This is a genomic window from Halorubrum sp. Ea1, assembly GCF_002252965.1.
GTDB lineage: Archaea > Halobacteriota > Halobacteria > Halobacteriales > Haloferacaceae > Halorubrum.
In genome coordinates this window covers 13140-33800 of sequence record NZ_NHPG01000108.1, presented here as the reverse complement: position 1 = coordinate 33800, position 20661 = coordinate 13140, and the positions used below count along the sequence as shown (strand labels likewise).

Genomic DNA, 20661 nt, shown 5'->3' with positions numbered 1-20661 from the left:
GGGAGGGAGCCCGTTCCCAGCAGGGACCAATGGTCCCTATTGGCAGATCGTGAGTAACCTATTGAATAGTTTTTGATTTCGAGTCTACACAGAGAATGCGGTCGTGATCGCAGTCCATCCCCCAGTTGCCAGTCAGATCAGTAGCCCAAAGCCAAGCACTCCAAGCCCACCAGTAATCACGATCGTCACAGCTGTTTCTCGTTCTGCGGGCGTCATTGTCATCGTCGTGACCGTAGCCTCGCACACAGCAAATAAACGCATTCCGACTGCCCGCCTGGCGGGCGCGACGGGCGGCAGCGACAGCGCCGCGCTCACCAAATTATGACCAACGCACTCACCAACGTGAGACGAACCGCTATCGATATGTTCGCGACTATCGACCAGTGGGGCGCGTTTGTCGCCCCGCTCGTCGCATTCGTGCTGCTGCTTGGCGCCCAGCGGTACCTCGGCCGGTGGCCCGATCTGTGGCGCTTCCGGCGAGCTGTCCTGCCCGTGCTCGATCGGCTGGCCGACGGTAACTACGACGCCGAGCTCGAGGCTGTCGACGAACACACCTCTATCGATGTGTCGGCCGCGGCCGACGCGCTCCCGGAGAAGACTGGGGTGCCGCTCCAGGCGCGAGAGTTCGTCGGGACGATCAAGGCTCCGCCCAGCGTCGTTCGCGAGGAACTCCGCCAGATGGAGCGCGTCTACCCGAACACGCTCGCGTCGATCCAGTTCGACGTCGTCGACGAGGGGCGTGTCTGGGAAGTCGGCTCGTACGCCTACCGGCCCGAGGGGTTCCTCGGGATGTGGCAGTACCACGTCCGGCTCACGCCGGCGGCAGGCGGGCGCAAGACGCGACTGTGGGCGCACTACGAGCGGTCGGCGTGGCGGGCGCCGGTCCGGCACTACAACGCTGACGGGTGGGATGCAGAGGAGGGCGTTCGCGAGGTCGCGTCGTGGTTTGCAAGCGACGACCGATTTGAGGCGAGCGAGCGGATAGTAGAGCTGATATCGGGCCGTTAGCAAAACTTTTCAACGCGCTAGTAGTAGTAGTAGCCGGGCCCAACGGAGAAAACCCACTGTCGCGACCCATGACCTGGCCCACATCTCGCCGCTGTGACGGCGAGTAAGCCTGCTCCTGTGAGGGAGCGAAATCAGGCATATCCACCCTTTCAATACAAAATGAATAGTGCCACCAGCGGTCAGCTGGTGGCTACATTTCAGTTCACGTACGACCACGCAGCGAGTCCAGCGAGGGCGAGCCCTGCGCCGACTGCCACGGTGCCGCCGTGAACGAGCCATGCTCCTGCGAGAACCGCAAATCCTGGTGCTGTGACACCAGGTAGAAGCGAAATATCAGACATATCCTTACCTCCTGCGTGGTATTTCATCCACACAGACCGCCGCTCATCGGCGACTTGCGACCGCTTTGACACGACCGCTATCAGATTAGGATTAGCGCTAATGTCAAAACCGTTTCTGTCTTTTTATAAAGGAATATAGACAGCCGCTAGTCCCGTTTCCACCACTCGTCGACGTCGCGCGCCTCGATGTCGACAGAGAAGGAGACACCACACGAGCAGTGGACGCCGATCGTCCCGGCGTGGTCGGACATGTGACCCTTCGTCTCGCCGCCGCCCGGGCACTCGACGGCGAAGGCCTCGGCCATACAGGAGTGTGATCAGGCAGGGATAATGAACGAATCTCTTCCTGGTCGACCTGCGTGTGAGTAGTCCATCCACTCCGGCATCGCAAGGGTGTGACAGAAGCTAAGCGCTCTCCGGACCTCTTCGTCATCAACGCCTGCCTGCTGATAGACGACCTCGGCCAGCGAGCTGTCGACCGAGATCGCTTCCCAGTACTCTGTCTCAAAGATGGTTTCTACAGCAGGGTCATCGCGGACGATCTGAAGCTCGTGCTGAAGATTCACCCATGGAACATCAACTACGGCCTCACTATCGAGATGGATGTGGTTGATATTTCGAAGTTGCTGGCGAACTGATTCCGGGGGTTGTGGTACTGGACGCATACTCTCACAAGGGATTAGGATGATAAAACCGTTCACCAACCATATGCGCCGGATCAAGACTAACTTGAATAGAAAACAACAAAAATATGATAGTTAATAGGTAAATCCTAAATGACTCTACAGACTTATCCGTCTATATCTATCACATCATGTGATTATACTCAATCAGATAGAGAAAAACATTCTCTAAATCTGTATCATAGAAGTGACTGATTGCGCTTTATGACTAATGGCAGTCTTCGGCGCGTGGGTTTATAATACCAAATCTCGCATCGGTGCATTTGTCTCCGGAACCAACCGGCGAAAGAAATCATGAACGTGGAAAAAGCGGTAGATCTATTCGGGGCAGCAGTCGTGACTATCGTCGGTGTCTGGACATTGCTCCAGATACTGGTGATCTTGTACTGAGCGCGATAAACTAAGCCAGAAGGGGTTAACACCCCTCAGTGGCCTTAGTAGAGGATTGCTACCGTCTGGAATAGGACCCAGGCGGCAACAATAATTACGATGGCTATTCGAAACGCCTCAATTGCTTGTTCAGTGGTCATAGCGTTCAGTTACCGGGATTTAGCCGGCAACAAGAAACTCGAGAACCTCGTATCGCATATAAACCCGAGCGCCGGGGTCCAATGTTTCCGATCGCTGATTGACTTGCCCCGCTGTTTAATCTGAATTAGTGAGAGCTACGCGTTGCGCTGTTCGCCGGAGCGCCAGTCAAGGATGAGATAGCCCTCGAACGTCTCCGTTTCAGCCTCAGGCATTCTCGAGCACCTCGCAGGCCGCTCGGACGTGCCGGCGGAGCGCGTCGACGTCCTGCGCCTCGATCGCCTCGCCGGCGGCGCGGACGTGCCGCTTCAGCTCCTCGACGCCGTCCTCCTGGTCGCCGTCGTCGCGTGGGTCGTCGACGAGCTCGTAGAGACCAGGGGCGACTTTCTCGACGTGCTTGTGTTCGACAAGTCGCTTCAGTCGCTCGCTCGCGTACGTCCGGGAGACGTCCATCTGGTCCGCTGCGTACTGCGGAGTCACTCGCCCCTCGCGAAGGACGTCGAGAACAGCAGTATCGGTGTCGTTGAGGTCGTCGGGCGCTAGCACACCCGTGGCTGACGTTGCCATATACTAACAACGTGTTGGTGTTGGTAAGTAACTTACGCTAAGACACACCGTATTAGAGACTACAGTACGTTAAGTATAAGTGGATACAGGATAGAGTATAGAGTAGGAAGCGCGGGATACCGGTCAAAATCTGGCCGGAGCGTGTTTGGACCACGCCCGACCGCGCTGTCCACTATCGACAGCATGTCAGCAAACACAACGCGACCCCAAAACGGTACTGATAGCACAGAACGCGTCGACGACCTCCGCGCCCTCGACGTGGGCGACCAGGTCCTGTTCGACGACCGCCAGCGTCCGCTCGACGTCGTCGACACGGGCGTCCGCACCGTCACCGACGAGCGCATCTCGAAGACGATCGAGACGCCCGTCGTCCGCGTCCAGGGCGACTGGGACGGCGCCGTCGACTACGTCCTCGCGCACAAGCTCGACCGCTACTCGAACGCCATCCGGCTGGAGGAGCTCGACGACATCGTCGCCTGCGAGGGCGCCGACCTGCAGCGCGGCGAGCTCGTGACCGTCCGGCGCGTCTCCGAGGTGAGCGCCTGATGCGTGACCTCAACCGCACCGCGAAGAAGGAGCTCTCGTACCATGAGGAGACGTTCGTCGAGGCGTTCGACACGCTGCTCGCCGACGTCATCCACGACCGGTTCCAGGAGGACGAGCAGCTCCGTCAGATGGCCGCGGCGTATGGCGCCGCCGACACGGCGTGCTCGCAGCGCGAAGACGAGCACGACTACGACACCACCGCGAGCAACCTCGACAAGGCGACCGGCCACGTGAAGTACGCCATCGAACAGCGGTCGTACGAACGCCTCGCCGAGCTCTGCGAGCTCGTCGCGACCGAGGCCGGCGAGTGGACCGATGTTCACGACGAGGCCGATCTCCGGGCGGCCGTGTCGGAGGCCCGCGAGTGGCTCGCGCACAACACGAATCCTGCCGAGCGCGCCGGCGTCGCTTACGGGAGCGCACTGCCCGACGTCGACGAGCTGTTCACGGCCGAGGAGGTGACCGCCGATGTCTGAGCAGGGCGCCATCGACGCCGACTTCGACGACGCCGAGCTCCCGTACGAGCAGCGCGTCGCCGACGCCCTCGAGGACGTCCGTACCGAGCCCGTCCCGGGCAGTCTCGCGATCGACCTCGTGACGCGCCAGCTGCTGTTCGTTCGCTCGAAGGTCACCGATACGCTCGGCGAGTACTACGAGCAGGAGGGGTTCGACCTCGCGACGTACGGGCCACACCCGTGGCTCCCGGTGTCGGTCGATGACGCCGCCTACGAGTGCTACTACGTCAACGACCTCTCGCTCGACAGTCTCGACGAGCTCGGCTCGAAGCGGTCGTACGACTTCCCCGCAGGGCGGCTCGCTGTCGTCGGCGTTGAGCAGGCGTGGACCGATGGAGGTGTCGGCGATGTCTAAGGCCGACAGCGTCGACGCGACCACGGCCCCCGGAACGTTCGACACTCGGGCGGTCAAAGCGCTCACCGAGGCGATGACCGTCCTCGACAACGCACTCGACCACGACCTCCGCGACGAGGAGTTTGTGGTCGTGACGCCGACCGGGACGTACACGGTCGACGCGATCGCGGAGACGTGCGACTGCCCGGACGCGCTCCACCGCGGCGTCCGATGCAAGCACCAGCGCCGAGTGGACTACGCTCGCGGCGCCGTGCCGATCCCCGGCTGGGCCAACCGAGAGGCGATCGACCCGCAGCTGGGTCAGCATCTCTCTGCGAGTCCGCGTATTGCCACCGCTGACGGGCGCACGGAGGTGCTAGAATAGTGACTGACGACGACATGGGGCACGCGTCCGCTGTCGCCGAGCAGTTACGGCAGGCCAAGGAGGACGGCGATCTCCCGGCGTCGACGGCTGAGCGGAGTTCGATCCGGCTGGCCGTCGACGGCGACCTGCTCGACGTCGAGAACCCGATCGACTACCTCGTGATGCTGCTCCTCGAGGGCAAGCGCTACGACGGCAACTGGTACGGCGACGAGACCGAGGTCGCCCGCTGGGCTATCGCGCAGTGGTGCCAAGAGACGGGCTGTGCGCCCGACCTCCGCGACTACGACGCCGGCGAGCAGGTCGAGCGCGGTGACGAGCTCGACTGTCTCGACGCCGCGTTCTACGACCACGCCGACGTCCACGAGGAGGGCGCCGATGAGTAGCCTTCCAACGATCGCGTACACGACTGAGTCGGGCGAGCGTCGGCGGGTTCGCTACGAGCGCGCCCCGGGCAAGCCGTATCAGGTCGAACGGTACGTCGACCGTTGGGACGGTCGCACGTGGGTTCCGAGCGGAGGCGAGCCACTCAACGAGCTCGTGATCGAGGGCGAGCACCGCGCCGCCGTGACAGTCACGGAGGGGCCGTAGATGCGCTCGTTCAGCTCGCCGGAGACGCACTTCAAGATCGTGCCGTCGGGCAGCCCGCCGACCGTCGACGGGCTCGCGATCTCCGAGCCGAAGTGGATCGAGTGCACCGAGTGCGGGGCGCAGGTTCGCATCGACGGCCCGGACGGCCACCAGACGACGATCGACAACCTGCCGCACGACCGCGACTGCTCGCAGCGCGACGTCACCTCGAGCTACTTCGAAGAGCAGCTCGTCCGGTAAGTCGATCTGTCTTCTCTTTTTTGGGTCGGCGTCCGAACGGATTGAATCTTCGTTCTGATACGATGTGGTCGGAAAGCTCGGTTCTTCTACCAAAAAGGTTGTATCCATGACATCTATAGGAGAGTTCACGGCCGATGACAGTGAGTTTCACCGAGTGGGTCTCCGAAAGCCTCTCACACCTCCAAGCTGAGAACAGATCACTACCGAGCCGGATCGCACGCCCGCTCTACTACGTCTACGTCGGGGCGCTGTTGAGCGTGACCAAGCGGTACCGTTGGGGGACAAACGTCTTCGACCGCGAGTGGGATCTCCTCGTTATCCTCGATGCCTGCCGGGTTGACGCGTTGCGCGAGGTTGCCGACGAGTACGGGTTCATCGGAGAGGTCGGATCGATGACTTCTGTTGGTAGCACTTCCTTCGAGTGGATGAATCACACCTTCGACAACGAGCACAAGGAAACGATTTCCCGGACAGCATACGTCACTGGTAACACCTACACCCAGCGTGTTCTCGCGCAGGATGGCGACACGGGTCATGCCGCAATGCCATTTGGTCCCAGAATGTATGACGTCGTCGGTCCTGACGGGTTCGGGTATCTGGAGGAGTTATGGAAGGCGGAGTTATCGGATGATTCAGACTGGGTCATCGGGTACGACGACGAGAAGCGGAGATCACCACATCATACTACCGATCGGGCAATCGCGGCCGGCCGGACAGTCGATGCCGATCGGCACATGGTTCATTATATGTATCCTCACGACCCGTTCCCGCTCGCCGAACCGGAGTTGTTTGAACCGTTCGACCCGTTGCGAGCCGGCGACGTCTCTAAAGATGTCGTGTGGGAACGGTATCTGGATAATCTCCGATTCGTGCTTGACGAAGTTGAGATATTACTCGAGAACTTCGACGCGGACGACGTGGCGATCACCGCCGACCACGGAGAAGCGTTCGGCGAGTACGGGTTCTACCGGCACGTTATCGGCTGTCCGCTCCCGTGTATGCGCCACGTTCCATGGGTGGAGACGACAGCTTCCGATACCGGCACGTATGAGTCCGAAGCCCCAGACTCGACGGTAGGTAAAACCGCTTCCGAAAAGGACCGGCTTGAGCAACTCGGTTATCTGTGATTCTTCACACGAATCACACAAATTTCTCGCCGAGGATTTCGACGGTTGCCCGATCGAGTTCGTCCATATCGATCTGGATGCCGAAACCAGTCTCCTGAACATCAACGTAGACTACTTGGGGTCGAGCGCCGCAACGAGGCGGTCGAACGTCATCATACGTTTATTTTCGAACATTTCGACGAGCGTCAGGTCGTCACTGGAGATTACGGGTATCACGTGGGTCACCCTCATCATCCTAGTATCGATTAGGCTGAGCATGTTGTAATCGAGCAGCGCCACCCTCCGAACTCCACCCTTCGTTTATATACCAGTCTCTCGTCATCAGTCGGTGAGATGATATCTATGTCGGAGGTTTTTCGTGAGAGTCGTCTCCCGCGGACGCTGGTCCACCGCGAGTCGGAGATGGACCAGGTGTCTCGTGCACTCCAGCCCGCGCTCCGTGGCAATCGTGCCGAGGACCTGCTCATCTCGGGGCCAAGTGGTGTCGGGAAGACGACGCTCGCCCGGCTCTTTCTCGATAACCCGCGCTCCCCAACGAATATCGACAGTGCAATCCTCCGTGTGCTGGGCGAGACTACGGGCTCAGTCCTCCGCGATGCAATCGACGCACATCCGAGTGCTGTCTCCGTCCACCGAGGCATCGCGACTGACCAGTTGACAGGTATCCTCCGAGACGCCGTCGAAGATCCGTACGTGTTGGTCCTCGACGAGGCGGATGATCTCCCTGAGACCGAGGCACTCGACGAGTTGATGAGCATCCCCGGCGTGGCTGTCATCGCGATCGCACACGACGCCGACAAGTGGCTCGCACAGATCGACCAGCGCTACCGATCACAGTTCGACGGTGAGCACCACGTCCGGCTCGACCGCTACGCGCCGACCCAGCTCGCGGACATCCTTGAGCCACGGGCCGAACAGGGGCTTGACCCCGACGGATGGTCGCGGTCGGTCCTCGAGGACGTCGCCGACGAGGTCGCCGGCCGGGCCCGGGACGCGATCCAGACGCTGAAGTGGGCAGCCCGTCTCGCCGGCGAGCGCGACCACGACTGCATCGACGAGGTGGACATCGTCGACGGACACGAGGAGGCGCAACGCGAGATCCGGGCGGCCGCCCTGCAGTCGCTCCCGTATCACCACCACGTGCTCTACGAGCTCGTGCGCACTCAAGAGTCGCTGAAGAGTCACGCGCTGCACGAGACGTACGAGGCCGTCAGCTCCGAGGCGTACGACACGCAGATGGCGACACCAATTGGGAAACGCTCGCGCACACTGAAGCTCCAGAAGCTCGCGGAGTACGATCTTCTCGAGTGGGACGACCACGAGGACAACTCGCGGACCTACCGCGTGACGGACGCACGGATCGAGTCGGAGTTCGATATCCCGACCCCCCTCCGAAATTGACCCTATAGCTATTTTAAGAGGGACCGTCAGCTGAGATATGCCATCACAGGCAGCTCGTACACGAACGGCGGTCGACATCGCTGAGCTTGGGTTTGATCCACGGAAGGAAGCTGCAGCTCAGGTTGTTGTCGACGAGGTCGAGGATGGCACCCTCGTCGAAGTGAGCTACGGTGGTGAGGTCTGGACACTCAAATTCAACGTCCTGGGCGAGCTGGAGAAGACGCCAACAAAGTCAGGTCCGGGATGGCTCGGCCCGGCGATCAAGAAGGCCGCGCCCGGCCTGCGGGTGGTGTAGATGGGCGTCGCGATCGACCGCTCGGGCGCCGATAAGTGGCGGTGGACGTGCCCGCGGGGGCACATGCGGTGGGAGTTACGCGAGGAGAGCATCTGGTGTGTGTCGTGCGACCGGTCGCCGCTGTTCGAGAGCGGCCGCTACTGGAGCATCATCGACCAGAAGCAGCGAACGGAGCTCCCGGTCGAAGAGGTGCGTCTGCAGTGAGGCTACTCGACCGGCTCGAGCTCGGCGGCGTCGAGTTCCTCGTCGAGGTAGGCGCGACCGTCGTTAGTGAGACGATAAAGCCCTTCGACGTCGGCGACGCGCTCCGTCAGGCCGTAGCGGGCGAGAGTGGACAGGCGAACACTCGCGTGGCTCCGCGTACACACACCGAGGTTCGAGATCGCCTGGGGTGTGAGGTTGCCTTCGTCGCGGAGATGTTCCAAGATACGCTCGTCGACGGGGCGCATCCACTCTGCGCGCTTTCGAACCACAGTAGCGCTTGCGTGAGTAGTACTCATGAGCGTATCGATACCTTAACTAATGCGCATTATCCGTATAATACTGCTGGTAAAGTGTGTATCTCTGTTAGTAGTCCGTTAACAAATTATTTGTAGGAGGGGCCACAAGTACCAGTTGACCTGGCCTTCGCGGGATGAAAACCCCGACGGCGTACCAGCGCCGACGGGTCGGGTCCCCTACCAACGCCCTCGTGACGAGGGCATCCGAAGACCCATGAGCAAATCTAACACGGACCCATATCAAGATGGCTCCAACGACCGGACACGCATCGGCACCGACCACGACGCACAGGAGCAGCTCCGAGCGCACGCAGACCTGACAGCGTTCCAGCGGGATATCCTGCAGATCCTGTCCAACGAGGACGACCAAGAAGCGTACGGCCTCCGTATCAAGCGCCTGCTCGAGGCGCTGTACGGCGAGGATGTCAACCACGGGCGATTGTATCCGAACCTCGACACGCTCGTCGAGGAGGACCTCATCGCGAAGAGCGAGCTCGACAAGCGGACAAACAACTACGCGCTCACCGACGAGACGACGGCGCTGCTCGCCGAGCGGCGGGCGTGGGAACAGGGTGAGCGGTGATGCGCGCGACGATCCTCGCGCTCGCCCGCGACGACATCGCTGACCCCAGCATCGAGAGCCGTGTCGAGAACGCCACTTACCCGGCGATCGACGCCACGGCGTACGAGCGTCTCGACGGCACCACCGTGTACGCCGGTGACGCTGCGACGAAGATCGACACGGAGCGCGAGACGATCTACGTCTCCGACGACGCGATCATCACTGAGACCGAGAAGGGTAAGGAGGATGTCTTCTGTGAGTGGATCGCCGACCTCACCGAGGGCTGGCTCGGCGTCAACCGGTCGGACGGTGACTGGCTGTTCGACACACTCGGCGCCGCGAAGGGGACGCTCATCGAGCGCGCCCAGATCGACGTCGACGGCTTCGCCGAGTACCTGAGCGACTACCCGGACGCCGACGCGTGGAACGTCACGCAGACGCGCAGTCTCGATGCTGACGACGACGCCGAGGAGTCGACGATCAAGTACCACGACGCGGCGAACCTCGCCGAGACGGGCGGGAGTCGGCAGACGACGATGCTCGGCTTCGAGTACTGGTGGGATGGCGACTACGCTCGCGGAGTCGTCTCCGAAAGCGGGTACGTGGCGCTGTTCGACGGCGGCGACAAGGCAGGGACGTACGCGGCGTTCATCAACTCGGAGATCCTGCCGTTCGCGAGCCTGCCCGAGGAGTATCAGGGCGCGCTCGGTGACGTCCAGAGGACCGACGACCAGGAGGTGAGCGCCGATGGCGAGTGAGGGTCGCGTGCTCCCGAACGGCGCGGACATCCACTTCACGGACGAGCGGGACGTCCACTGCGCTGACCGCGTTGAGTTCCTGCCCGGCGGTCACGTGAAGGCAGTCTACAAGAGCCAGTATCAGCTCGAGGTGTACCCGCCGCACGTCATCGAGGGCGTGTACACGTTCACGAAGCACCTCGAAGACGAGGAGTGGTGGTGACCATGTCAGGTATTACTGACGGGCCCACTGCGACCGACCACGTCCATGCGCTCGCCGACGTCGGCGCGATCTCGACGGCCATCGCCGACCGGCTCGACGACAACGGTTTCGAGACGATCGCCGACCTGCTGATCGCCGACCGCGACGACCTCGAGGACGTGCCGTACGTGGGTGCGCAACGCGCCGACGAGATCCTCTGGGCCGTCGACGACGTCATGTCGGCGCCCGAACCGCGCGACATCGACCTGGAGGCGACCGAGAGTGTGGTGAGCGAGGCCGCGATCCCGCTGTCGGTGCGGCTCGGAGATGCTGTGCTGACGAAGACGTCGGCGAAGGGCTCGGTCGACGTCTACCACACCCGGGCCTGCGGCCACGTTCGTGCGAACGACCTCGTCGAACGAGATGTCGAGTGGGCAGAGCGTCGTGAGCTCCCCGAGTGTCAGCTCTGTGCAGACCCCTCGAACCACGGACACGGCGCGTCGGATCCTGACGACCCTGACCCACTCGTCGACTCGCGTGAGGTCGTCCTCGAGGCGACGCTCGGCGAGAAGCTCCAGGTGACGCTCGACGAGCGCGACGCGTGGGCGACACCGTGGACCGTCATCGAGACGGTTGAGGCCACGGAGTGGGGGTCCGCTATCGGCGACAACTGGCACACTCGTCGCCTCCGAATCTCGGAGTCTCCGAGTGGAAAAGACGACGCTCGTGAGTGCGACCTCGTGCTCGCCGGCGACGAGATACGGATCGAGGACCCGCCGGTCAAGCACGTGAGCCATCAGCCAGACGCGCCGGGCTGGGGCGTGGAGACAGTCGGTGCCGTCGGTCGCGTGTCGACGACATCGCTCATCCAGCTCCAGACGGACGAAGACGAGCAGTCCAGCGCGAAGCCTGAAGGCGACGACACCTGGCGGAAGTACCAGAACCGGGGTGAGACGGCGTGAGTGAAGACGTTCGCGAGCACGTCGACCGCGCGCTCGAGCAGGCCGTCGCATCGGGCGCCGACCTCGACGAGGTGGAGGCCATCCTCGATGATGCGCAGGACCGGCTTGACGAGCTGCGGGCGCTCCGGGGGGAGGCGTGATGTCGGGAGCAACGCCCAGAGAGATCCTCGACACGCAGTCCAAGAAGGCAAGCACACGAGGATCGGACGAAGACAGCTACGACTCTTCCACAGCACCCGCTCGAGAGCTCATCACCGAGTGGGCCGCGACGCACGTCGACGACCAGCGGATCGCAACGGCAAAACAGATCGCCAGAGAGAGCGACCGGGACGACGTTGGGGCGGGCACTGTCGGGCGCACCCTCGGCTGCCGGCATGATGGCGTCACGCCCGACGGCTTCCTCGAGGAAGTCGAACTCTCGACGTGGGGCGACGCCAACGTTACCAGCTGGGTCTTCGAGCGTGTCGACGGAGAGACCGAGTCCGACGACACGCGTGCCGACCGGCTGTTCAAGCCCGACCTCGTCGTCGAGATCAGCGACACCATCGGCGACCTCGACGAGGAGTACTATACTCGCCACCACAATTGTCGGCGTGTCGAGGTCTCCGCCGAGTGGCGACGGACGGTCGCGATCGCGCTCGCCGAGGCGACCGGGACCGACCTCGAGGAGTTGCTATCGGGGTACGAGGAGGACGGCTTCTACTCGTTCGACGAGTACGTCGCGAGCCTCTCCAACGACGAGCTGACGAACATCGTCGAGCGCCTGCTTGATGCAGACGAGCAGCTCGGAACGCCGCACGGGTGGACGAGGGAGCTTCTCATCCCGATCCACGACATCCTCGTGTCGGGCGTCGACCCGGCGGAGGTCGATACATGAGGTGGACGGCCGAGTTTCTGACCCACTGGCTCGTGGTCGGGCTCGCTGTCACGCTCGGCGCACTGCTGTTCGTTGAGGTGCTAGCATGAGTACCCAGCGCACCCGGTACACCACCGACCACGCCGCCGAGCAGTTCCGCATTCGGGCGACCGGCGGCGCTGGCGTCGCGCCGGCGTGGGAGCGCGGCCTCCGCGTCGATATCCCGGACGGGGCGCCCGTCCCACGGCACGATGAGGCGCGGTACGACGCCCGGTCAGACCTCGTCGTGTTCCGTCGCGAGCGGACGCTGACGACGTGCTACGGGCTCGAACCGAAACATCTCACGAACATCCACGGCGTGGCCGTCGCGGCCGTCGTCGACGAACAGTTCGGGACCGACTACCGGTCCGGAATCGACGCCGCGAACTTGGGGGAAGTAAAGCGATGAGCGCGATATCAAAGCGGAGTGACGACGAGATGGACAGCCTCGAGTGGGCAGCGCGCCACCGTGAGGAGCTCGAGCGCGAGGCCAACTCGGACCTCCCACACGCGTGGGTGGCTGAGAGTATCCTTCAGCGCCTCGACGAGGAGGACGTCGATCTCTCGGACGACGACCCCGAAGACGAGGAGGGTGACTCATGAGTGCCCAGCAGCGAGCCGCCGTCCTGGATGCGGCCGAGCATGTCGGCGACGAACGCCCGGCGCTCCGCAGCGGAGAGCTCGGCGAGGCCGTCCGCGGTGGACGTCGTCGCCGACTTCTGTCGTTCGCGCGTCTCCTTCGTCGCGGGCGCCCCGCAGACGGGGCAGTACTCGTGGTTCGGGGCGAGCGGCTCACGACAGACGCCACATGGGTGTCGTTCCCGCGTGTGGGCGTCCTCGTCGTCCTGGTGGGCGACGCCGGCCTTTCGGAAGATGTCCCGGTTGAACCGCTCGGCATCGATGTGGACGTACGTCTCCCACATGTCGGTGTTCAGCTTCCAGTGGACGCGGTGCTCGATCTCCTCACGCGTGTAGCCCTCGCGGACCATCCGAGTGACGGCGGAGTGACGGAAGTTGTGTGGGTTGCACGGCTTCTCGAGGTCGGTCCGGCGCGCGATCCGCCCGAGGTGGTTGTGGAGGTGGTCGGGGTTGATGTTCCGGGCGCCGTCCTCGTACCCCTCGAGTTTGTGAAAGAAGGGCGCCTCGGGATCGTCGGGGCACGGGTGCGTGAAGCGCTTGTACGAGCGCATCGCGGCGACGCTGTCAATGAGCGGGTAGTCCTTGATCTCCGCACCCTTCAGCCCGATCGCGTCGGCGTTGGGTCGGTAGGTCGCGGTCTCGCCCTCGAGGTCGACGTCCTTGATCCGCAGCGAGACGGTGAGGGTGCGGCGAGCGCCGGAGTCGGCGAGGAACTCGATGAGAGCGATGTCGCGCTGGTTGTTTGCGGCGTCGACGAGCGTCGCGATGTCGTCGCTGTTGAGCATGTCGTCGGCGTCGACGGTCGTCTTGTCGACGGGCATCACCTCGAGCTGGGTCGCCCAGTCGCCGGCGTGATGCTCCAGGAAGAGCCGGAGGACGCGCTGTCGGTTCCGACTCGTCGAGTGGGCGCAGCCGTCGTTGTGCCGGATCTCGAAGAAGAGGTCGCGGGCGCCGTCGAGGTCAAGCTCGCTGATCGGCGTCTCGGAGAAGCCGGCGGCGAGCCGGAGCTGCTTGCAGTACTGTTCGAGCGAGGAGACAGCCAGCCCGCCGTCGCGAGCACGAATGAAGTCGTGAATGGCGTCTTTGTCCGCCTCAGCGATGTCCGCGTCGTCGAGCCGGTCGAGCTCGTCGCGGAAGCGCTGGCGGAAACGCGCCGGATCATCGAGGCCCATACACGCCGGTGTGGGCCCTCTTACAAAAACTCACACGTGGGAAAACGGTTTCTTTCTCCGACGCGACGGTCCACCGTGAACCGCCGCCTCGTCGGGGTCGCCGCCGGCCTCGCGCTGATCGTCCTCGTCGCGGTCGCCGTCGCCGCGGCGAACCCGGCCCTCCTGATCACCGGCTACGAGACGACGACCGTCGAGGCCGTCGACGGCGAGACCGGCGAGTCGCTCGCGACGGTGGAGGCCCGCGTCGCCGACGGGTTCGTGAAGCGGTACGTCGGGCTCTCCGCGACCGAGGAACTGGCAGAGGACGAGGGGATGCTGTTCGTCCACGACGACGCCGCCGAGCGCGCCTACGTGATGCGGGAGATGGCGTTCGGGCTCGACATCGTCTTCGTCGCCCCGAACGGGACGGTCACGACGATCCACGGGGCGGAGCCGGAGTCGGCGCCGCTCACGCGGTACCGCGGCACCGGTCGGTACGTCCTCGAAGTGCCGCGCGGGTGGAGCGAGCGCCACGGCGTCGAGCCGGGCGATCAGATCGTCTTCGACTGCGGATGAGGGCCGGTGCGGGAGCGGCCCGTCTGCACCGGACCCGGAGGGCGCCGCCGCCCCGCGACGAAACCGATTTCCCCCTCGCAGTCGTCGACCCGATCATGACCGGGATCCCCGCACGGATCGCGTGGAACCTCCGCCACCGCTGGCGACGGGTGTTCGCGCTCCTCGTCGTGGGCGCCGGCGTCGCCGCCCCGTTCGTCACCGGGCTCTGGTGGAGCCTCCCGCTGGTCTGGTTCTTCGGGCTGTTCGTCGCGCTCCCCGTGCTCCACACGCTGACGCGGCCCCTCCCCGACCGAGACGGCGGCGACGAGGGCTCGGACGCCGACCCCGCTCTCGACGCCCTCCGCGAGCGCTACGCGCGCGGCGAGATCGACGAGCGGGAGTTCGAGCGGAAGCTCGACCGCCTGCTGGAGACCGAGGACGCCGAGACCGTCGACCGGGCCGGCGACGACGTCGCCGACCGGGTCCGCGAGGGAGTCCGGCGCGAGGTCGAACGGATCCGGGAGTGACCGACCGGCGTCTCCCGCGGCGGGCGCGATCGACATCGGATCGCGAGCCGGCGGCGACGCGATCGGACGCGTCGATATCGACGGCCGGGCGGTCGGGACGCGGCGGCGACGACCGACGGAGACGCGCCGCCGTCGAGCGGCCGGAGGGCGAGTGATGTTCCTCGAAGCCCTCCGGTACCCGTTCGCCGATCGGGCCCGGCGGAACGGCACGGCGAAGTGCCTCGCGACGCTGCTGCTCGCCGGCGCGCTGCTCCGAACGGCGGCGGGGCTCTGGCCGGACTGGGCGCTGCTGGCCCCCCTCCTGCTCGCCGCCGGCCCGCTCGCCGCGTTTCTCGGCCTCGTCGGCGGCGTCCTCGCGGGCGAGGGGTTCCCGCGCGTCGCGTCGGCCGTCACGGCGCGGCTCGCCGGGCGCCTGTTCGGCGTCGGCGCCGTCTACCTCTCGCCCGCGGTCGTCACCGTCGTCGCCGTCAGCTACGTCGTCGCGAGGGGGACGGCCCCGGGCGCGCTGGGCGGCGTGACGCTCGCGACGCTGGCGACCGCCGCGCTGCTCGTCACGGTCGTCTGCGCGTACCTCTTCCCGTCGGCGGCCGCCGCGAGCGTGCGGGAGGGGCTCCGCGCCGGACTCCGGCGGGACGCCCTCCGCGGGACGGCCTCGAGCTCGTACTTCCTCGCGTGGGTGGGCGGGACCGTCCTCGTCGTCGTCGCGTGGACCGGGCTCGCGGCGACGGCCGCGAGAAGCGCGGCGGCGCTCCTCGCGCTCGCGTGGGGCGCCTACGCCCACGTCGCCGCCGCGGCGCTGCTCGCGGAGGGCGTCGATCGGACCCGGTACTGGTGAGCGGCGGGCCGATCGAGATGCTCGAAAAGGGAGCGGCGGGACGAGCGTCGAGTTAGAGGTCGATCTGCTCGGCCGCGTCCGCCATCGACCGGTTGTGGAGCGCCTCGCCCGTGCCTCGGTCGAAGAGGTGGATCGCGTCCTCCGGGATCCGCGCGATCACCGCGTCGCCCTCGCTGACGCGGTTGAACCCGTCGATCGTCGCGACGAGCGTCGCCGCGGTCTCGGGGTCCGCGTCGGGGTCGAAGTGAAGATACACCGTGTTCTCGTCGCCCATCGGCTCGACGACGTCGACCGTCGTCTCGAACTCGTGGGCGCCGCTGTCGTCGACGAGCTCCACCGCCTCGGGACGGATCCCGAGGACGAGGTCGGTCGCGGCGCCGAGGTCCGACCGGACCCCCTCGGCGATCGGGTACTCGAAGACCTCGCCGACGAGGCGGTCGCCGTCGAGCGTCACGTCGAAGAAGTTCATCGACGGCTCGCCGAGGAAGCTCGCGACGAACCGGTTAGCCGGCTCGTGGTAACACTCCAGCGGCGTCGCGATCTGCTGGAGTTCGCCGCCGTCGAGGATGGCGATCCGGTCGCCCATCGTCATCGCCTCGGTCTGGTCGTGGGTGACGTACACCGTCGTCACGCCGAGGTCGTTCTGGAGCCGCTGGAGCTCGGTGCGCATCTCCGCGCGGAGCTTCGCGTCGAGGTTGCTGAGCGGCTCGTCCATCAGGAACACCTCGGGGTCGCGGACGATGGCGCGACCGAGCGCGACGCGCTGCTGTTGACCCCCGGAGAGGTCGCTCGGCTTCCGATCGAGCAGGTCCGAGATACCGAGCATCTCGCCCGTCTCGGACACCATCCGGTTGATATCGTCGTCCGGGAGGTCCGTCGACTCTTCGAGACCGAACGACATGTTCTGTCGGACGCTCATATGCGGGTAGAGCGCGTACGACTGGAACACCATCGCGATGTCCCGGTCCTGGGATTTCACGTCGTTGACGACGCGGTCGTCGATGCTGAGCGTGCCGGACGTGATCGTCTCTAAGCCGGCGATCATCCGGAGCGTCGTGGACTTCCCGCAGCCGGACGGACCGACGACGACGAGGAACTCGCCGTCGTCGATCGACAGCGAAACATCGTCGACCGCGACGATCTCCTCGTCGCCGTCCTGGAACGTCTTCGTTATCGAGTCGAGTTCAAGCGTTGCCATATCTTTGAGTTGTGGTCGGTGAGTGGTCGTGTGCGCGACGCGCCGAATCTCCCGCCGAACGGTCTCCGCCGCCGGACGGATCGGGCGTGCGGGTCACGCCGCCACCCCCTCGGCGAACTCCTCGCCGAAGAAGATGTACACCGCCAGCGTCGGCAGCGCCGCGAAGAACGCTCCGGCCATCCGGAGCGCGAAGTCCTGCCCCTCCATCGAGGTCCCGAGGCCCGCCAGGATCAGCACGACGGGCGCCGCGGGGCTCGACTCCGTGGAGACGAGCACCAGCGTGAAGAGGAGGTCGTTCCATATCTGGGTGAACTGATAGATGAGGACGACGGCGAACATCGGTCCCGAGAGCGGGAGGACGATCCGCCGGTACACCCGGCGGAGCGTCGCCCCGTCGAGGCGGGCCGACTCGATCATCTCGTCGCTCATCGTCTTGTAGTACGTCCGGAACAGGAGCGTACAGATGGGGATCCCGTAGGCGACGTGGGTGATCACCAGTTCGATGATACCGACGTAGTCGTTCGGGATGCCGAGCGCCCAGACGAACGACAGCAGATCGGTGAGCTGGGCCCACTGCGACCAGAACTGGGTCAGCGGGACCAGCACGGCCTGGTACGGGATGAAGATCCCGGCGATGATGAGCATGAGCACCACCGCCTTGTACGACTTCTTCCACGTCGGAATCGTCAGGCCGTACGCCGTGATGCTCCCGACGAACGCCGAGATCACCGTCGCGGGCACGGCGTACAGCAGGCTGTTCCCCATGCCGCGCAACAGGACGTCGATCGCCGTCCGCCACTTCTCGAACGTGAGCCCGGACGGGCCGGGCGGGGCGAACGGCGCCGTCTCGATGATCGCGGTGCCGGTCTTGAACGACGTCACCAGCCCGGATTCGATCGGGACGAGGTAGAACGCAGCCGCGAGGGCCAAAACGACGTACAGGCCGACGTCTTCGACCGTCAGCCGGTCGACCTTCCGGCGAAGCCGCGCCGTCGTCGTCGCCGTTGCGCCGCCGTCGGTCCGAGGTTCTGCGTCGCTCATAAGTTGTCCCTCCGGTACTCGTACACGAGGTAGGGGCCGATGACGCTGAGCGCCATCCCGAACAGGACGATGGCGATCGCCGACCCGTACGCCCAGTTGAGGTTCGCGTACGCCTCGCGCACCATCTTCGTCGCTAGGATGTCAGCGCCGTTCGGCGGCCGGTATCCCCCCACCAGCGAGTAGAGGAAGTCGAAGGCCTTCATCCCGAACACCATCAGCACCACGGCGGCGCTGATGGTCGCGCCCTTCAGCTGGGGAATGATCACGCGCCAGTACATCTTCAGCGTCGACGCGCCGTCGACCTTGGCCGCCTCGTAGTGCTCCGTCGGGATCGCGCGGAGGCCGGCGAGGTACACGACCATCGCGTATCCCGAGAACTGCCACATCAACGCGAAGATGACCGCGTAGAGGACGATCTCTTGGTTACCGAGCCAGCTCACCGGGCCGAGTCCGAACGTCCCGATGACGCTGTTGGCGATCCCGTTGTTGTAGTTGTAGATCCACAGCCAGAACTGGGCCGTCACCACGAACGAGAGGCTCATCGGCAGGAGGTAGATCGTCCGGAACGTGTTCTCGAACCGGATCCCCCTGTCGATCAGGATCGCCAGCACGAGGCCGACCGCGAGCGTCCCGGCGGTGAACGCGACGAGCAGGATGAGCGTGTTGATCGCGGCGTCGATGAACCCGGAGTCCGCGAGCGCCCGGGTGTACATCTCGAAGTCGAGGTTCGAGTAGTCCGGGGCGTTCGCGAAGCGCTCGTAGTCGGTCAACGAGATGAGGAGGTTCCAGATGACCGCACCGTAGACGAACAGCCCCATCAGCAGGAACGGCGGGAGCCAGAAGACGGACGACTCGATGAAGTCGCTTCCGAAGCGGCGGTCGAGCGCCGACTTAATACGGGCCACGAGGTCCCGCTCCGGTTCGGCCGCGGACCCGGCGGCGCCGTCGCTCACGACGCCGCCGTCCGCGCGGACCTCTCCGTCGTCGTCCCCCGAGGAGGGCCTGATCGTCCGGTGCAATCGACGGTAAAAATCGAGCATCGCGTGGAGCTCAGTTCGATACCGCGTCCAGGAAGCCCTGCGTCGCCGCGTCGACGTTGTACGGGCCGGTGAACTCGGAGGAGATGACCTCGTTGAGCGCCGTCATCGTCTCGGAGGGGACCCCGAGCCCGTGCTGGAGGTTCGGCGGCCGGTACTCCGCGTTGGCGAAGTCCTCGGCCGTCTCCTGGAGGTACGAACCGAACTCGTCCATGCTCACGTCCGTCCGGGTCGGGATCGACCCCTTGAACTGATTGAACGCGATCTGGGCCTCCGGACTGCCGACGAACGCCTCCCAGGTCTTCGACGCCTCGGGCGTCGGGTTGTCAGCCGGGTAGAGGAACGAGTCGAAGTGGAGGGTGTACATGCCCTCGGTTCCGGGGAACGTCTTGAAGCCCCAGTCGTCTTCGTACTCGAAGTCCTCGGCGTTCCGGAACGCGCCGGCCGCCCAGTTGCCCTGGTGGATGAAGGCGGCGTCGCCGTTGATGATGTTCTGGTTCGACTGGGTCAGACCGATCGAAGACGCGTCGTCGCTGATGTAGTTCTCCAGCATCTCCGCGGTCCGCTCGAACGCCGCACGGACGGCGCTTTCGTCGCCCTCACCGCTGAGGAAGTCCATGTACGGCTGGTAGCCGTTCTCGCCGAGCATCACGGCGCCCCACAGCTGCGTCGTCGTCCACGTGCCGGACATCCCGTGAGTCATCGGAATCGCGTCGGTCTCGCTGGAGACCGTCTCGAAGGCGTCGATGAGCGCCGAGGGGCTGTTGAGGGAGTCGACGTCGATCCCCGCGTCCTCGACGACGGAGACGTTGTAGAAGAGGCAGTTCAGTCGGTGGGAGCCGAGCGGCACGGCGCGGTAGCTGCCGCCCTGCTTGTGGAGGTCGATCGCCTCCTCGACCATCACGTCCTCGAAGTCGTTCTCCTCCCAGACGTCGTCGACGCTGCCGAGGACGCCCTCGTAGCGGAGGAGGTTCGGGCCGGGCCAGTTGGCGAACGCCCCCGGCGGGTCGTCGCTCTGGAGCCGGTTCGCGACCACGGCGTCGAGGTTCTGATTGCCGCCGCCGCCGATGGGGTTCATCTCGAGGCCGACGTCGGAGTGGGCCTCGTTGAACGCCTCCTCGAGCGCCTCTGCCGCCGCGGCGCCGTCGCCGCCGGTCCAGCCGTGAAGCACTTCGACGGGGTCGCCGGAGCCGCCGTCGCTTCCGTCACTGCCGTCGCTTCCGTCGCTTCCGTCGCTGCCGTCGCTCCCGTCGCCGCCGTCG

At 64.7% G+C, this 20661-nt stretch carries 33 protein-coding genes; 23 read left to right on the top strand and 10 right to left on the bottom strand.

Going from position 1 to position 20661, the window contains the following annotated elements; all coding sequences use genetic code 11:
- The first annotated feature begins 363 nt into the window (after positions 1-363).
- Complete coding sequence (locus tag DJ73_RS13120) at positions 364-1008, top strand: hypothetical protein (protein WP_094558185.1); 645 nt, start codon at positions 364-366, stop codon at positions 1006-1008.
- 487 nt (positions 1009-1495) lie between these two features.
- On the opposite strand, the gene DJ73_RS20405 is transcribed toward DJ73_RS13120, so the two are convergent.
- The 3 genes from DJ73_RS20405 to DJ73_RS13110 form a co-directional block, all read right to left on the bottom strand.
- Positions 1496-1654 (bottom strand): hypothetical protein, encoded by a 159-nt coding sequence (locus DJ73_RS20405; protein ID WP_176451138.1) that lies wholly within the window; start codon positions 1652-1654, stop codon positions 1496-1498.
- Positions 1655-1666: 12 nt separating this feature from the next.
- Positions 1667-2014 (bottom strand): hypothetical protein, encoded by a 348-nt coding sequence (locus tag DJ73_RS19835; RefSeq protein WP_141212962.1) that lies wholly within the window; start codon positions 2012-2014, stop codon positions 1667-1669.
- A 753-nt stretch (positions 2015-2767) separates the two neighbouring features.
- Positions 2768-3127: a helix-turn-helix domain-containing protein gene (locus DJ73_RS13110; RefSeq protein ID WP_141212961.1), complete on the bottom strand. Its 360-nt coding sequence runs from the start codon at positions 3125-3127 to the stop codon at positions 2768-2770.
- A gap of 183 nt (positions 3128-3310) precedes the next feature.
- Between DJ73_RS13110 and DJ73_RS13105 the strand changes: the two genes are divergently transcribed.
- The 8 genes from DJ73_RS13105 (at position 3311) to DJ73_RS13070 (ending at position 6862) form a co-directional block, all read left to right on the top strand.
- Positions 3311-3673 carry a hypothetical protein gene (locus DJ73_RS13105; RefSeq protein WP_254921653.1) on the top strand — a complete coding sequence of 121 codons (363 nt, stop codon included), beginning with the start codon at positions 3311-3313 and terminating at the stop codon, positions 3671-3673.
- Positions 3673-4149: a hypothetical protein gene (locus DJ73_RS13100; protein ID WP_094558182.1), complete on the top strand. Its 477-nt coding sequence runs from the start codon at positions 3673-3675 to the stop codon at positions 4147-4149. The genes DJ73_RS13105 and DJ73_RS13100 overlap by 1 nt, the downstream gene beginning before the upstream one ends.
- Positions 4142-4543, top strand: a complete 402-nt coding sequence (locus tag DJ73_RS13095; RefSeq protein WP_094558181.1) for a hypothetical protein — start codon at positions 4142-4144, stop codon at positions 4541-4543. The genes DJ73_RS13100 and DJ73_RS13095 overlap by 8 nt, the downstream gene beginning before the upstream one ends.
- Positions 4536-4907 carry a hypothetical protein gene (locus DJ73_RS13090; protein ID WP_094558187.1) on the top strand — a complete coding sequence of 124 codons (372 nt, stop codon included), beginning with the start codon at positions 4536-4538 and terminating at the stop codon, positions 4905-4907. The genes DJ73_RS13095 and DJ73_RS13090 overlap by 8 nt, the downstream gene beginning before the upstream one ends.
- Positions 4907-5290, top strand: a complete 384-nt coding sequence (locus DJ73_RS13085; protein ID WP_094558180.1) for a hypothetical protein — start codon at positions 4907-4909, stop codon at positions 5288-5290. Before DJ73_RS13090 ends, DJ73_RS13085 begins: the two co-directional genes overlap by 1 nt.
- On the top strand, positions 5283-5495 hold the full coding sequence (locus DJ73_RS13080) for a hypothetical protein (RefSeq protein ID WP_094558179.1): 213 nt from the start codon (positions 5283-5285) through the stop codon (positions 5493-5495). The genes DJ73_RS13085 and DJ73_RS13080 overlap by 8 nt, the downstream gene beginning before the upstream one ends.
- Entirely contained in the window at positions 5496-5735 is a 240-nt protein-coding gene (locus DJ73_RS13075; RefSeq protein WP_094558178.1) for a hypothetical protein, read from the top strand.
- Between the two features lie 140 nt (positions 5736-5875).
- Complete coding sequence (locus tag DJ73_RS13070; RefSeq protein WP_141212960.1) at positions 5876-6862, top strand: hypothetical protein; 987 nt, start codon at positions 5876-5878, stop codon at positions 6860-6862.
- A gap of 111 nt (positions 6863-6973) precedes the next feature.
- Here DJ73_RS13070 and DJ73_RS20400 read toward each other — a convergent pair whose 3' ends face one another.
- On the bottom strand, positions 6974-7141 hold the full coding sequence (locus tag DJ73_RS20400; protein WP_176451137.1) for a hypothetical protein: 168 nt from the start codon (positions 7139-7141) through the stop codon (positions 6974-6976).
- Between the two features lie 54 nt (positions 7142-7195).
- Between DJ73_RS20400 and DJ73_RS13065 the strand changes: the two genes are divergently transcribed.
- From DJ73_RS13065 to DJ73_RS13055, 3 genes are read left to right on the top strand one after another with little or no spacing between them, the layout of a single operon-like run.
- Positions 7196-8263: a Cdc6/Cdc18 family protein gene (locus tag DJ73_RS13065; protein ID WP_094558176.1), complete on the top strand. Its 1068-nt coding sequence runs from the start codon at positions 7196-7198 to the stop codon at positions 8261-8263.
- Between the two features lie 37 nt (positions 8264-8300).
- Positions 8301-8558, top strand: a complete 258-nt coding sequence (locus DJ73_RS13060) for a hypothetical protein (protein ID WP_094558175.1) — start codon at positions 8301-8303, stop codon at positions 8556-8558.
- A complete protein-coding gene (locus DJ73_RS13055) occupies positions 8559-8762 on the top strand; it encodes a hypothetical protein (RefSeq protein ID WP_094558174.1) in 204 nt (67 codons plus the stop codon).
- Between the two features lie 2 nt (positions 8763-8764).
- On the opposite strand, the gene DJ73_RS13050 is transcribed toward DJ73_RS13055, so the two are convergent.
- On the bottom strand, positions 8765-9007 hold the full coding sequence (locus DJ73_RS13050; RefSeq protein WP_094558186.1) for a winged helix DNA-binding protein: 243 nt from the start codon (positions 9005-9007) through the stop codon (positions 8765-8767).
- 265 nt (positions 9008-9272) lie between these two features.
- On the opposite strand from DJ73_RS13050, the gene DJ73_RS13045 reads away from it, so the two are divergent.
- The 8 genes from DJ73_RS13045 (at position 9273) to DJ73_RS19830 (ending at position 13019) form a co-directional block, all read left to right on the top strand.
- A complete protein-coding gene (locus DJ73_RS13045; RefSeq protein WP_094558173.1) occupies positions 9273-9641 on the top strand; it encodes a PadR family transcriptional regulator in 369 nt (122 codons plus the stop codon).
- Positions 9641-10378, top strand: a complete 738-nt coding sequence (locus tag DJ73_RS13040) for a hypothetical protein (RefSeq protein ID WP_094558172.1) — start codon at positions 9641-9643, stop codon at positions 10376-10378. Before DJ73_RS13045 ends, DJ73_RS13040 begins: the two co-directional genes overlap by 1 nt.
- The gene (locus DJ73_RS13035; protein ID WP_094558171.1) at positions 10368-10580 is read left to right on the top strand and encodes a hypothetical protein; all 213 of its coding nucleotides are present in this window, start codon (positions 10368-10370) and stop codon (positions 10578-10580) included. Before DJ73_RS13040 ends, DJ73_RS13035 begins: the two co-directional genes overlap by 11 nt.
- A 2-nt stretch (positions 10581-10582) precedes the next feature.
- Complete coding sequence (locus tag DJ73_RS13030) at positions 10583-11521, top strand: helix-hairpin-helix domain-containing protein (protein WP_141212959.1); 939 nt, start codon at positions 10583-10585, stop codon at positions 11519-11521.
- Positions 11518-11661, top strand: coding sequence for a hypothetical protein (locus DJ73_RS20395; protein ID WP_176451136.1), 144 nt, complete (start codon positions 11518-11520; stop codon positions 11659-11661). Before DJ73_RS13030 ends, DJ73_RS20395 begins: the two co-directional genes overlap by 4 nt.
- Entirely contained in the window at positions 11661-12398 is a 738-nt protein-coding gene (locus DJ73_RS13025) for a hypothetical protein (RefSeq protein ID WP_094558169.1), read from the top strand. Before DJ73_RS20395 ends, DJ73_RS13025 begins: the two co-directional genes overlap by 1 nt.
- Positions 12399-12483: 85 nt before the next feature.
- Positions 12484-12825, top strand: a complete 342-nt coding sequence (locus DJ73_RS13020) for a hypothetical protein (RefSeq protein WP_094558168.1) — start codon at positions 12484-12486, stop codon at positions 12823-12825.
- Positions 12822-13019, top strand: a complete 198-nt coding sequence (locus tag DJ73_RS19830; protein ID WP_141212958.1) for a hypothetical protein — start codon at positions 12822-12824, stop codon at positions 13017-13019. The genes DJ73_RS13020 and DJ73_RS19830 overlap by 4 nt, the downstream gene beginning before the upstream one ends.
- Here the strand turns inward: DJ73_RS19830 and DJ73_RS13015 are convergent.
- Entirely contained in the window at positions 12950-14227 is a 1278-nt protein-coding gene (locus tag DJ73_RS13015) for a site-specific integrase (RefSeq protein ID WP_094558167.1), read from the bottom strand. The genes DJ73_RS19830 and DJ73_RS13015 overlap by 70 nt on opposite strands.
- 75 nt (positions 14228-14302) lie before the next feature.
- Here DJ73_RS13015 and DJ73_RS13010 point away from each other — a divergent pair, with 75 nt between their 5' ends.
- The 3 genes from DJ73_RS13010 to DJ73_RS13000 all read left to right on the top strand — a co-directional run bounded on the left by DJ73_RS13010 (position 14303) and on the right by DJ73_RS13000 (position 16123).
- Positions 14303-14782, top strand: coding sequence for a DUF192 domain-containing protein (locus tag DJ73_RS13010; RefSeq protein ID WP_094525160.1), 480 nt, complete (start codon positions 14303-14305; stop codon positions 14780-14782).
- Positions 14783-14877: 95 nt separating this feature from the next.
- Complete coding sequence (locus tag DJ73_RS13005; protein ID WP_094558166.1) at positions 14878-15288, top strand: SHOCT domain-containing protein; 411 nt, start codon at positions 14878-14880, stop codon at positions 15286-15288.
- 154 nt (positions 15289-15442) lie between these two features.
- Entirely contained in the window at positions 15443-16123 is a 681-nt protein-coding gene (locus DJ73_RS13000) for a DUF4013 domain-containing protein (protein ID WP_094526885.1), read from the top strand.
- A 52-nt stretch (positions 16124-16175) separates the two neighbouring features.
- Here DJ73_RS13000 and DJ73_RS12995 read toward each other — a convergent pair whose 3' ends face one another.
- The 4 genes from DJ73_RS12995 to DJ73_RS12980 all read right to left on the bottom strand — a co-directional run bounded on the left by DJ73_RS12995 (position 16176) and on the right by DJ73_RS12980 (position 20570).
- Entirely contained in the window at positions 16176-17321 is a 1146-nt protein-coding gene (locus tag DJ73_RS12995) for an ABC transporter ATP-binding protein (RefSeq protein WP_094558165.1), read from the bottom strand.
- Between the two features lie 93 nt (positions 17322-17414).
- Positions 17415-18362 carry a carbohydrate ABC transporter permease gene (locus DJ73_RS12990; RefSeq protein ID WP_094526884.1) on the bottom strand — a complete coding sequence of 316 codons (948 nt, stop codon included), beginning with the start codon at positions 18360-18362 and terminating at the stop codon, positions 17415-17417.
- Positions 18359-19402: a carbohydrate ABC transporter permease gene (locus tag DJ73_RS12985; RefSeq protein WP_094525155.1), complete on the bottom strand. Its 1044-nt coding sequence runs from the start codon at positions 19400-19402 to the stop codon at positions 18359-18361. The genes DJ73_RS12990 and DJ73_RS12985 overlap by 4 nt, the downstream gene beginning before the upstream one ends.
- Positions 19403-19412: 10 nt before the next feature.
- Positions 19413-20570: an ABC transporter substrate-binding protein gene (locus DJ73_RS12980; protein ID WP_094525221.1), complete on the bottom strand. Its 1158-nt coding sequence runs from the start codon at positions 20568-20570 to the stop codon at positions 19413-19415.
- Positions 20571-20661 lie beyond the last annotated feature (91 nt).

What these genes read in the sequence shown, in the direction of transcription:
- DJ73_RS13120 (WP_094558185.1), top strand. Translation starts at nt 364, where the DNA reads ATGTTCGCGACTATCGACCAGTGGGGCGCGTTTGTCGCCCCGCTCGTC.
- DJ73_RS20405 (WP_176451138.1), bottom strand. Translation starts at nt 1,654, where the DNA reads ATGGCCGAGGCCTTCGCCGTCGAGTGCCCGGGCGGCGGCGAGACGAAG.
- DJ73_RS19835 (WP_141212962.1), bottom strand. Translation starts at nt 2,014, where the DNA reads ATGCGTCCAGTACCACAACCCCCGGAATCAGTTCGCCAGCAACTTCGA.
- DJ73_RS13110 (WP_141212961.1), bottom strand. Translation starts at nt 3,127, where the DNA reads ATGGCAACGTCAGCCACGGGTGTGCTAGCGCCCGACGACCTCAACGAC.
- DJ73_RS13105 (WP_254921653.1), top strand. Translation starts at nt 3,311, where the DNA reads ATGTCAGCAAACACAACGCGACCCCAAAACGGTACTGATAGCACAGAA.
- DJ73_RS13100 (WP_094558182.1), top strand. Translation starts at nt 3,673, where the DNA reads ATGCGTGACCTCAACCGCACCGCGAAGAAGGAGCTCTCGTACCATGAG.
- DJ73_RS13095 (WP_094558181.1), top strand. Translation starts at nt 4,142, where the DNA reads ATGTCTGAGCAGGGCGCCATCGACGCCGACTTCGACGACGCCGAGCTC.
- DJ73_RS13090 (WP_094558187.1), top strand. Translation starts at nt 4,536, where the DNA reads ATGTCTAAGGCCGACAGCGTCGACGCGACCACGGCCCCCGGAACGTTC.
- DJ73_RS13080 (WP_094558179.1), top strand. Translation starts at nt 5,283, where the DNA reads ATGAGTAGCCTTCCAACGATCGCGTACACGACTGAGTCGGGCGAGCGT.
- DJ73_RS13075 (WP_094558178.1), top strand. Translation starts at nt 5,496, where the DNA reads ATGCGCTCGTTCAGCTCGCCGGAGACGCACTTCAAGATCGTGCCGTCG.
- DJ73_RS13065 (WP_094558176.1), top strand. Translation starts at nt 7,196, where the DNA reads ATGATATCTATGTCGGAGGTTTTTCGTGAGAGTCGTCTCCCGCGGACG.
- DJ73_RS13060 (WP_094558175.1), top strand. Translation starts at nt 8,301, where the DNA reads ATGCCATCACAGGCAGCTCGTACACGAACGGCGGTCGACATCGCTGAG.
- DJ73_RS13055 (WP_094558174.1), top strand. Translation starts at nt 8,559, where the DNA reads ATGGGCGTCGCGATCGACCGCTCGGGCGCCGATAAGTGGCGGTGGACG.
- DJ73_RS13050 (WP_094558186.1), bottom strand. Translation starts at nt 9,007, where the DNA reads ATGCGCCCCGTCGACGAGCGTATCTTGGAACATCTCCGCGACGAAGGC.
- DJ73_RS13045 (WP_094558173.1), top strand. Translation starts at nt 9,273, where the DNA reads ATGAGCAAATCTAACACGGACCCATATCAAGATGGCTCCAACGACCGG.
- DJ73_RS13040 (WP_094558172.1), top strand. Translation starts at nt 9,641, where the DNA reads ATGCGCGCGACGATCCTCGCGCTCGCCCGCGACGACATCGCTGACCCC.
- DJ73_RS13035 (WP_094558171.1), top strand. Translation starts at nt 10,368, where the DNA reads ATGGCGAGTGAGGGTCGCGTGCTCCCGAACGGCGCGGACATCCACTTC.
- DJ73_RS13030 (WP_141212959.1), top strand. Translation starts at nt 10,583, where the DNA reads ATGTCAGGTATTACTGACGGGCCCACTGCGACCGACCACGTCCATGCG.
- DJ73_RS13025 (WP_094558169.1), top strand. Translation starts at nt 11,661, where the DNA reads ATGTCGGGAGCAACGCCCAGAGAGATCCTCGACACGCAGTCCAAGAAG.
- DJ73_RS13020 (WP_094558168.1), top strand. Translation starts at nt 12,484, where the DNA reads ATGAGTACCCAGCGCACCCGGTACACCACCGACCACGCCGCCGAGCAG.
- DJ73_RS19830 (WP_141212958.1), top strand. Translation starts at nt 12,822, where the DNA reads ATGAGCGCGATATCAAAGCGGAGTGACGACGAGATGGACAGCCTCGAG.
- DJ73_RS13015 (WP_094558167.1), bottom strand. Translation starts at nt 14,227, where the DNA reads ATGGGCCTCGATGATCCGGCGCGTTTCCGCCAGCGCTTCCGCGACGAG.
- DJ73_RS13005 (WP_094558166.1), top strand. Translation starts at nt 14,878, where the DNA reads ATGACCGGGATCCCCGCACGGATCGCGTGGAACCTCCGCCACCGCTGG.
- DJ73_RS13000 (WP_094526885.1), top strand. Translation starts at nt 15,443, where the DNA reads ATGTTCCTCGAAGCCCTCCGGTACCCGTTCGCCGATCGGGCCCGGCGG.
- DJ73_RS12995 (WP_094558165.1), bottom strand. Translation starts at nt 17,321, where the DNA reads ATGGCAACGCTTGAACTCGACTCGATAACGAAGACGTTCCAGGACGGC.
- DJ73_RS12990 (WP_094526884.1), bottom strand. Translation starts at nt 18,362, where the DNA reads ATGAGCGACGCAGAACCTCGGACCGACGGCGGCGCAACGGCGACGACG.
- DJ73_RS12985 (WP_094525155.1), bottom strand. Translation starts at nt 19,402, where the DNA reads ATGCTCGATTTTTACCGTCGATTGCACCGGACGATCAGGCCCTCCTCG.